We start from the raw sequence: 9,669 nt of genomic DNA, 5'->3' as shown, positions 1-9,669 counted from the left end.
TTCCAATATGTTATGGACTCTTACATACACTTGAAATAGAAGAGAAAATATCTTATATAGTAGATGCAGTGAAGAGAATAATAAATAGAGATAAAAATGATTGATTACACGAAATACCGATTGAAATCAAAGGAAGAACTCAATGAAATTCTTTCCGGGTTTTCAAGTATTTTTGTTATATCGTGCTTAAAATGCTACAAGGAATTTCAGGTTGTAGGCGAACCCGAATGTAATAATTTAAAGGAATATATAAAAGAGCAGGGAATTGATATTGCGGGATGCCTTGAGCAGGACTTTTTATGCAATAATTATCTAACGGAAAAAAAATTAAAAGAATTACCTGTTAATGATGCAGAGGCGATAGGTGTTATATCCTGCGGTTTGGGGATTCAGAATATTGCGAAATTATTGGAAGGTAAAAAAGTTTTAGCTCTTGCCGATTCTTTTCCTCAAAGCGGAAATGCAACAAGTATTGTCGGTTATCACGGCATAGCGCTTGAGAGCGAAAAATGTTCTGCGTGCGGTGAGTGTTATTTAAATATTACAGGCGGGATTTGTCCTGTGGTGGATTGCGCCAAGAGCTTGCTTAATGGTCCCTGCGGCGGCGCAAAAAACGGGAAATGTGAAGTAAACCCTAATCTTGATTGCGCATGGGATAAGATATACCAACGACTAAAAAATCAAGGCAGAGAATTTGCAAATAAACCCAGCCCCTGCGCGCAGGGGCTGAGTAAAATAGAAATAAGAGATTACGGGAAATTCAAATTTGAAGAGAAGAAGAAACTTTCTCTATCTAATCAGGCGAGAAGAAACGAATCTTTTTACGGCGGTGTTTATCCTTTAAAGAAAAAAGAAGAGACACAGGATATTCCTGTTTCTAATTTTATTGAACCGCAAAAAGTGGCTATATTTTTATCTCAGCATACAGGTTCTCCTGCTTTAGCTTTGGTAAAAGTCGGCGATACAGTAAAGATTGGGCAAAAAATAGCAAAAAGCACGGGACTAATATCTTCATCGATTCATTCCAGTGTCAGCGGTAAAGTGATTGCTTTTAAAAAAATAATACATCCCTCTATATTAAAATCTCTTCCGGCAATAATAATTGAAAATAACGGTTTGGATGAATTTGATCCCTTAATAAAATCGATTTCAGATTGGGAAACTATGCCAAAAGAATCGTTGCTCGAAATATTACAAGACAAAGGAATTGTCGGATTAGGCGGTGCTATGTTTCCCACGCATGTTAAGCTTTCTCCTCCAAAACCTATCGATACTTTACTTATAAACGGTTGTGAATGTGAACCGTGTCTAAACGCAGATAATAGAGTAATGGTTGAGTATTCTGAACAAATTATGAAAGGTATCAGTATTGTAAGGAAACTACTCGGCATAGAAAATGTTGTCATAGGTATAGAAGAAAATAAACCCGAAGCGATTGAAGTTTTTAAGAAATTACCAAATATTAAAGTAGAATCTCTTAAGACCAAATATCCTCAGGGCGCAGAAAAAATATTAGTGAAAAGAGTACTTGGCAGAGAAGTGCCTGAAGGGGGACTGCCTCTTAATGTGGGAGTTGTAGTTTCCAATGTGAGCACAATTTTTGCAATCTATCAGGCAATTTTTGAAGGGTTGCCCCTGATTCAAAGAGTACTTACGATTTCTGGTGATGATATAGTGCGAAGCGGTAATTTTATGGTGAAAATAGGAACTACTTTAAATGATATAGTAAAATTTTGTTTTAAAGGCGACAAGGAAAAACTTTTTGAAGATTATAATGTAAAAATGGGCGGTCCGATGATGGGTGTAAACCAGACAAGTCTTGATTCAAGTGTCATCAAAGGCACAACCGGTTTCACTTTCTTAAAGAAAAGTGTCGTTGAATATTCGGAAGAACGCGCCTGTATAAAATGTGGCAACTGTGTGGAAGTTTGTCCCATGGAACTTGAGCCGTTATATTATGCCTATTATGGACAGAAAAAAATGTGGAATGAAATGCAAACCCTGAACCAGAGCAAGCTCGGTTCAGGGCAAGGTCATAATATTGCTGATTGCATGGAATGTGGCTCGTGTGAATATGTCTGTTCATCAAAAATAAGTCTTTTAAGTTTAATAAAGAAGGCAAAGAAATTTAAAAAATGATTGCGGAGATTCTAAAAACGATTACAGAGATTCACCAAAATAATCGTTGTAATCTATTTTTAATTAATCGCTGTAATCATAATACGTGAGCCCCGATTTTGTCGGGATAAACTCCGCGAACAATTATGTTAATAACAAAATTAAAAAATAAGGAAGAATTACTTCCGCTTCTGGATAAAAAACCGTTTATTATAAAGTGCTTCGGTTGCAAAGAAGTGTCTTTTCCTGAAGATGAGATTGAAGAGTTAATAAAAGAGAATGAGAGCAAGATAATCGGCTCGGCTCGTCTGGATTATCTATGCAGGGAAGAATTCAGTAAGCTCTATTTGGAGAAATATAGTGAGCAGATTAAAAAATCTGACTCAATTATCGTTTTTTCCTGTGGTGTGGGTGTGCAGGTTATCGCTAAACTTTGTCCTGAAAAGGAAGTGTTCGCAGGGTGTGATACTTATTATATGGATGGGTTTCAAGGCCTATCAGCCCAAAATTTTAACTGTGAACAATGTGGGCAATGTTATCTGAACTATACTGGCGGTCTTTGTCCGATTACTGTCTGTGCTAAAGGATTACTTAATGGTCCATGTGGCGGCGCCAAAAACGGTAAATGTGAAGTAAGCCCGGAAATGGATTGCGGTTGGGAATTAATATATAAAAGATTGAGTAATCTGAAAAGTAAAAAAACAATAAAGGACCAAAAAGTTCTGGTTAGAGACTATAAACTGATTTCAGATGAATTAAGTTATAATAAAGACGATATTAAAGGGGAATAAAATGGATTTTTATAAAAAAATACAAAACGGACAATTTGTAATTACTTCTGAAATCGGTCCGCCTAAAGGCGTGGAAGTAGAAGAAATTTTTAAGGAAGCTGATATCCTGAAAGAGAAAGTAGATGCCGTTAATGTTACCGATTTGCAGAGTTCGGTGATGAAGTTGGGCTCTCTTGCAGTATGTCGTCTGCTTATTGAAAGAGGTTTAGAGCCGATATTCCAGATTACCTGCCGCGATAGAAATAGATTAGCTTTACAATCGGATTTACTTTCCGCTTATGTATTGGGGGTAAGAAATGTTCTTGTTCTTACCGGTGACCATCCCGTTTTGGGAGACCACCCTCAAGCAAAACCCGTATTTGACCTTGATTCTGTAAGTTTATTAAAAGCAGCATCTACTCTTATGCAAGGCAAGGATATGGTTGGTAATGAACTTGCAGGTAAACCAGAATTTCTTCTTGGCGCAGTTGTTAATCCCGGAGCCGACCCTTTAGAACCACAGATTATTAAGATGGAAAAGAAGATACAAGAAGGCGCTAAATTTTTCCAGACACAAGCGATTTATGATTTAAAGAGCTTTGAAAATTTCATGAATATAGTAAAAAAATTCAATGTTCCCGTTCTTGGCGGAATAGTTCTTTTAAAATCCGCCGGTATGGCGAAATTTATGAATGAAAAAGTCGCTGGAATAAGCATTCCCGAAAAATATATCACAATGATGGCAGAGGCAAGCAAAGAAGATAGACCCAAAGTCAGTATCCAAATAGCTGCAGAGCTGATAAAAGGAATGAAAAATCTCTGCCAGGGCATACATCTGATGCCTCTTGGCTGGGGAAAACATGTTCCGGCTGTTTTGGAACAAGCAGGATTTTGATTAACGAGATTGCTACCCCTGAACCACGTTGGGTTCAGGGTCGCAATGACAATTTCAATGAAATTGCTACACAAATTCAACTGTCATTGCGAGGAGTCGAAGACGACGAAAAGACGGAGTATACGGACTCTTCGTTTCATATATGAACTAATTCTTCTTTATAACCTGACTTTGCGGCAAGAAGAGCATCCTTGCGGTTGAACTCAAGCGCTTCCTTGAGGGTAACTTTTAAACTTTCCAACAATTCTTCTTTTGTTTTTTCTTGGCAGTTGACACCCGAAACTTCTTCAATCCAACCTATCCACCAATTTCCATCTTGTTTTGTTACCGCAGTATATGTATTTTGCACATTTTCTCCCGTTCTTGTTGCTTGAAATTTATCCAATTTATAGCTACATAATTATATCATAAGAATCATTGTTATTGGGCTTTAAAAAGCAGGATTTAATGTCTATATCTACGAAAAAGTCCCGACAAACGACGGCGGACTTTCACCCCGTTAGAAAGATGCTTTGCTTGCTCTGATGATACCTGTATTGCGGGGTATAGAATAAAAACGGTTAGCGTAAAGGTAAAACGGTTGTCGGTTATAGAGGGAAATAAAATGGGATATGGATAACTTGTTATATGTATATAAGTTCAATACTTAGTCAAGCAACTTTCTGCAAAGTGTTTACAAATTCTCTGTCAGTAAGCGGGAGAGGTAATGACTTGCCATCCTGATGATAGAGCTTTATTGTTTCTTCTATAATCTGGCACAATTCGTCGAAAACTTCATGCTCATTATTTCCATGGCAACCTCCATAGAAAAGCTCTGGACAACTGCCTATGAAACACTTATCCTTTGCAGACCATTCCACAATTTTTACATATTTAGCTTCCTCACTCATCTTTTAATCTCCCCTATGGCAAGGCGCACAGCTTTTTCTTGATAGTGCTTTGCGTCATCACCTTCTTTTCCTGAAATAGTAATTGGCTTAGTTACATTTGAATGAACAAAATTTCGATGGTCGCCTTTGCCTCCTCTGTTAATAAATCCAGCCCTTTGTAAATCTCTCATTAGGTCTTTAATTTTCCTGGGCATATTCTATTATTTCTCTGTGAGTTTAGCAACTTCGAGAATTCTTTGAAGTCGGGATGTAGTTCTAGTTTTGCCATAAACCATCCTTCTATTGATTTCTATAGCTTCAATTCGCTCAAGTGGTGTTTTTGAGAGCCAGAATTGCTTTTCTTCTTCAATATTGTCTAATGAGGTAACGGTTATAATCTTTTTGTTAATTTGTGGTAGTTTATCCATAGGCTATCTTCCTTATAGATAGCGTAATTATATCATAATATCATTGATTTTGAACCACGAAAAAGTCCCGACAAATGACGGCGGTCTTTCACCCCGTTAGAAGTAGGAATTGCCTTTGGCATTTCCGTACGGTCACCTAAAGGTGACCTATTTCTAACGTGGTTCATTAGGGCAAGCGATTATTGCGGGGTATAAAATAAAGACGGTTAGCGTAAAGAAAATGACGGTCCGATGACTCTGTATCGGACTCCTTCGGAGTTTGCGGTTAGCGGGAAAATAGAATTAGCGTGTCATTGCGAGCCAAAAGCGAAGCAATCCCTGAGATTGCCACGCTCACTATGTTCGCTCGCAATGACAATTGTGTGTAGTTGCTATTAAATCATTTTTTTTTGACTTCTTTTTGCATATCTTATATATTAGGCTTTCAATAATTTCAAAATAACACCTCTGAACCATTCGTTTTACTCAGGTACGGGGCAAGAAAAGGAGATGGTTATGAATAAATATGTTGTAGCAGTGGTTTTGGCAATAAGTTTGTTATCGTTCGGATTGGTGTTTGCGGCGGATGAAAAGTTGACAACTCCTTCCGAAAAATTAAGTTATATGATGGGAATGGATATAGGAACATTTTTAAAGGAAGTCCCAAGGGAAATTGATTTTGAAATTTTTACCCGTGGCGTTAAAGATGTTTATAATGGAGAACAAACACTTCTTACACAAGAAGAAGCAGAGCAGATTAAACAAGCATTTGTTAAAGAAATGCAAACGGAGGCTATTCTAAAAATGAATGAAATAAAAGAGAAGAACAAGAAAGATGGAGAGATGTTTCTTGCAGAGAATAAAAATAAAGAGGGAGTTATTACAACGGCAAGCGGTTTACAATATATCGTTCTGACAAAAGGAACCGGTCTTTCTCCCAAAATAGACGACAAAGTCAAAGTGCATTATTCAGGAACGCTACTCGACGGAACAGAATTTGACAGCTCTTACAAACGCGGAGAACCTGTTACATTTCCGCTTAACGGTGTGATTGCAGGTTGGGGAGAAGCATTACAACTTATGAATGTAGGGGGTAAAAATCGTTTGTTTATTCCTTCAGAACTTGCATATGGAGAGCAAGGATCCGGCCCGATTGGTTCGAATTCTATGTTGATATTTGAAGTAGAATTATTAGGTATTGAGAATCCTAACCCTGTTGCGAAATAGTTTATTTCCCCACACCAAAATTTTTGGTGTGGGGTTTTTTTTAATCGGAATGCTGAAATCTCATCAGCAAGTTCAATAGTTGAAAAAGTTTTAGATTTAGCCAAAGAGAAGAAAGCGTTCCAATAAAAAAAGAAATAAGAGCGATGTGCAAGATTTTGGGTTTTGATTCCTTGTATATGGCAAACGAAGGCAAAGTTGTTGCAGTTGTATCAAAAAAAGATGCTGATATTATTTTGAAAGCTATGAAGCTGTTTCTTTTAGGTAGAAACAGCCAAATTATAGGTGAGATAATCAATACTCTCAAACGAAAAGTCATAGTAAAAACAAAAATTGGCGGAACTCGTATCATAGAGATACCTGTCTCTTCTCAATTACCGCGAATTTGTTGATTTCATTTATAATTGGGCACATGAAAAGGCAACCTTCCAAACTACAAATAAAGGGTTTTATTCAAAACTCGCTTCTTGATTGGGACGGGAAAATTAAATGAAAAATACTCTGCAGAATAATCTGCCTAAAATAAGATTACCTTCCAATACCAGAAAATATGAAGAACTGATAGATATCATCAAGGAAGCAAACTTAAATACTGTATGCCAAGAAGCAAATTGTCCGAATATTTTTAATTGTTTTTCCAGGGGCACTCTAACGTTTATGATTCTTGGCAATATATGCACGAGAAATTGTTCTTATTGTAGTGTTAAAACAGGAAAACCTTTTGCTCCTGATAAGACTGAACCCTCAAAGATTGCGGGTATTATTAAAAAATTAAAACTTGATTATGTGGTAATTACTTGTGTAACAAGAGATGATTTAAGCGATGGTGGCTCAAATGTCTTTGCCGCAACGGTTAGAGAGATAAAAAACAAAAATCCTAACTGTAAAATCGAACTTTTAATTTCTGACCTGAATGGAAATTGGAAAGTTCTAAAAAAAATTATCGCTGCAAATCCCCAGGTAATAGGGCATAATGTAGAAGTGGTAAAAAGACTTTTCCCGACATTAAGACCGCAGGGAAGTTATGAAAGGTCAATCGAACTTTTGGAAAATTTGAAAAAATATAATTCCAAAATAATAACAAAATCAGGGTTCATGATAGGGTTTGGCGAAACGAAGAAGGAAATAATTCAGACCATGAAAGACATAAGAAGCGCTGATTGCGATATAATGACGATAGGACAATACCTTGCGCCGAATGTTAAACATGCGCCGGTAAAGAAATTTTACAGCGCGGAAGAATTTTCTTTTTTAAAAGAAGTGGGTGAGTCATTAGGATTTAAATGTGTAGAGTCTGCGGCGTTAGTGCGTAGTTCTTTCAATGCGAATAGTTCTTATAAAAAGGTGAAGGAGAAAATATGAGAGATTTCTTAAAAGGCAGAGATAAAATTGGAATAGAAGCGGCAAGAAAATCGGGCAGAATTCTTATAGAGAATTTCGAAAAAATACAAAAAATCAGCAAAAAACCTGATGGTACGCTTGTTACGAATGTTGATTTAAAGATGGAAAAAGAGATTGTAAAGGTGATAAGAGCGAAATTCCCCAAGGATGAGATATTATCTGAAGAAAATAATTATCCTGTAAAAAATTCTCTTTTCCGTTGGATAGTTGATCCGTTAGACGGAACACATAATTTTATCCGCGGAATAAATGTAGTTGGGACTTCGATTGCGCTTGCGTTCAAGGAACAGGTTGTAATGGGCATTATTCATATGCCTTTTGCAAAAGAACTTTATTTTGCAGCTAAAGGATGCGGTTCTTATCTAAATAACAAAAAAATATCCGTATCAAACAGGAAACTAAAAGAAACTACACTTATTTATGACAGTAATATAGTAAACGAGCAGACAACAGTTATGCTTCAGCATTTAAAAAGACTCAAAGGCAAGGTTTTTATTATGAGAATGTTTGGTTCTACCGCAAGAAGTCTTTCTTATATCGCCGAAGGTAAAGCTGATTTGGAAATAGAATATACCGATAAACTCTGGGATTTTGCGGCTGGGGCTATTTTGATAGAAGAAGCAGGCGGAAAATTTACAAGTCATGACGGTAAAAAATGGAATATTGATAGCAAAGATTACATTGCGTCTAACGGCGTTGTCCACAATCAAGTTCTAAAAATAATAAATTCAAGCAAAAAAGGAAAGAAGTAGAAAATGTCGAAAAAACTTTTATTTTTTTTATTAACGATTGCCTTGTTTATGGGATGTTCTTCAAACTCTTCTCAAAATACAGAGACAACCGTGACTGCAGTTTCGACTGAAAGTACAAATAAAGAAGAAAACAATATACCCACACTTGAAGAACAAGATAATATCCCTACACTTTTAAGAAAACCCGAACAATGGGGAGATGCTCCGAATTTTACAGCAGTTAGAATAGGGGGTGGAGATTTCAGACTTTCATCGTTAAAAGGAAAAGTTGTTTTACTTAATTTTTGGTCTGTGGGATGTTCTGCCTGTAAAATGCAAATTCCTGTGTTGGAAAAACTTTATAAGAAATACAATAGAGAGAAATTAGAGATTGTGGGAGTTTGTTTGAACAAAGAAACTGTAGTCCAACGTTTTATCGGAACGGTAAACATGAATTATATTTTGGTATTGCTCAGTCAGGATATGGCAGATAAATACGGCAAAGATTTGCGTTTTCTTCCTTTTACTTTAGTAATTGACCAGCAAGGGAATATTGCCCAGAAACATATCGGCTTTACGTCCGCTAACGTGTTTGAGAAAGAAATTAAAGAACTCTTGGAATAATGGCGGATAGTCTATGGTTTATGGTTATTAGCTATAAACTATCAACTATAAACTGTAAACCAAATTTATTATGGAAAACATATCTTTGTTAGTAGCTTTCGGCGCAGGAATCCTGACATTCTTTACGCCCTGCATTTTGCCTTTGATTCCCGGTTATATTTGTTTTATTACAGGCCTTTCATTAGACGATTTGCGGGAAAATAAAAAACAAGAGAAGAAAATTGGCAATACAAAAAAAATACTCTTGCAAACAATTCTTTTTGTCCTGGGATTTTCTTTCGTTTTCATTTCTTTAGGCGCAACAGCTTCTTTTCTTGGTGGTTTTATTTACAAATATGAAAAAATAATTAAAATAGTAGGCGGTTCTATAATCATTATTTTGGGTTTGAATGTGGCGGGTGTTTTTAGTATTAAAAGACTTCAATATGAAAAGAGACTGCATCTTAAAAATAAACCTGTTAATATGTTCGGCTCTTTTATTGTGGGAGTGGTTTTTGCGCTTGGCTGGACTCCATGTATAGGACCTGCAGTCGTAGCTGTATTAGGCTTGGCGGGATTAACTCTTAATACTGTTACCCAGAGCCTATTACTGTTAAGTGTTTTTTCTCTGGGTTTAGGTATTCCGTTTGT

The 9,669-nt window shown here is 36.4% G+C and carries 13 protein-coding genes; 9 read left to right on the top strand and 4 right to left on the bottom strand.

What is annotated here, in order from left to right; all coding sequences use genetic code 11:
• Window positions 1–96 precede the first annotated feature (96 nt).
• The 3 genes from rsxC (at window position 97) to KAS42_02280 (ending at window position 3,783) form a co-directional block, all read left to right on the top strand.
• Window positions 97–2,139, top strand: coding sequence for an electron transport complex subunit RsxC (gene rsxC / locus KAS42_02290; protein ID MCK4905061.1), 2,043 nt, complete (start codon window positions 97–99; stop codon window positions 2,137–2,139).
• A 125-nt stretch (window positions 2,140–2,264) separates the two neighbouring features.
• The gene (locus KAS42_02285; GenBank protein MCK4905060.1) at window positions 2,265–2,909 is read left to right on the top strand and encodes a methylenetetrahydrofolate reductase C-terminal domain-containing protein; all 645 of its coding nucleotides are present in this window, start codon (window positions 2,265–2,267) and stop codon (window positions 2,907–2,909) included.
• A 1-nt stretch (window position 2,910) separates the two neighbouring features.
• Window positions 2,911–3,783, top strand: coding sequence for a methylenetetrahydrofolate reductase (locus KAS42_02280; protein ID MCK4905059.1), 873 nt, complete (start codon window positions 2,911–2,913; stop codon window positions 3,781–3,783).
• 136 nt (window positions 3,784–3,919) lie between these two features.
• Here the strand turns inward: KAS42_02280 and KAS42_02275 are convergent, their stop codons facing one another.
• The 4 genes from KAS42_02275 to KAS42_02260 all read right to left on the bottom strand — a co-directional run bounded on the left by KAS42_02275 (window position 3,920) and on the right by KAS42_02260 (window position 5,080).
• Window positions 3,920–4,132, bottom strand: coding sequence for a type II toxin-antitoxin system HicB family antitoxin (locus tag KAS42_02275; protein ID MCK4905058.1), 213 nt, complete (start codon window positions 4,130–4,132; stop codon window positions 3,920–3,922).
• 301 nt (window positions 4,133–4,433) lie between these two features.
• Window positions 4,434–4,673 carry a hypothetical protein gene (locus KAS42_02270; GenBank protein MCK4905057.1) on the bottom strand — a complete coding sequence of 80 codons (240 nt, stop codon included), beginning with the start codon at window positions 4,671–4,673 and terminating at the stop codon, window positions 4,434–4,436.
• The gene (locus KAS42_02265) at window positions 4,670–4,867 is read right to left on the bottom strand and encodes a type II toxin-antitoxin system HicA family toxin (GenBank protein MCK4905056.1); all 198 of its coding nucleotides are present in this window, start codon (window positions 4,865–4,867) and stop codon (window positions 4,670–4,672) included. Before KAS42_02265 ends, KAS42_02270 begins: the two co-directional genes overlap by 4 nt.
• 6 nt (window positions 4,868–4,873) lie before the next feature.
• A complete protein-coding gene (locus KAS42_02260; protein MCK4905055.1) occupies window positions 4,874–5,080 on the bottom strand; it encodes a hypothetical protein in 207 nt (68 codons plus the stop codon).
• Window positions 5,081–5,575: 495 nt separating this feature from the next.
• Between KAS42_02260 and KAS42_02255 the strand changes: the two genes are divergently transcribed.
• The 6 genes from KAS42_02255 to KAS42_02230 all read left to right on the top strand — a co-directional run.
• The gene (locus KAS42_02255) at window positions 5,576–6,286 is read left to right on the top strand and encodes an FKBP-type peptidyl-prolyl cis-trans isomerase (protein ID MCK4905054.1); all 711 of its coding nucleotides are present in this window, start codon (window positions 5,576–5,578) and stop codon (window positions 6,284–6,286) included.
• Between the two features lie 143 nt (window positions 6,287–6,429).
• Entirely contained in the window at window positions 6,430–6,675 is a 246-nt protein-coding gene (locus KAS42_02250; GenBank protein MCK4905053.1) for a hypothetical protein, read from the top strand.
• Between the two features lie 97 nt (window positions 6,676–6,772).
• On the top strand, window positions 6,773–7,645 hold the full coding sequence (gene lipA / locus KAS42_02245) for a lipoyl synthase (protein MCK4905052.1): 873 nt from the start codon (window positions 6,773–6,775) through the stop codon (window positions 7,643–7,645).
• A complete protein-coding gene (locus KAS42_02240) occupies window positions 7,642–8,436 on the top strand; it encodes an inositol monophosphatase (GenBank protein ID MCK4905051.1) in 795 nt (264 codons plus the stop codon). Before lipA ends, KAS42_02240 begins: the two co-directional genes overlap by 4 nt.
• 3 nt (window positions 8,437–8,439) lie before the next feature.
• Window positions 8,440–9,039 carry a TlpA family protein disulfide reductase gene (locus tag KAS42_02235; GenBank protein MCK4905050.1) on the top strand — a complete coding sequence of 200 codons (600 nt, stop codon included), beginning with the start codon at window positions 8,440–8,442 and terminating at the stop codon, window positions 9,037–9,039.
• Window positions 9,040–9,109: 70 nt separating this feature from the next.
• The coding region (locus tag KAS42_02230) for a cytochrome c biogenesis protein CcdA (protein ID MCK4905049.1) at window positions 9,110–9,669 on the top strand (560 nt) is incomplete at its 3' end.

Source organism: bacterium (genome assembly GCA_023135785.1).
GTDB lineage: Bacteria > CAIJMQ01 > CAIJMQ01 > CAIJMQ01 > CAIJMQ01 > CAZNJA01.
This window is presented reverse-complemented; position numbering and strand designations above follow the sequence as displayed.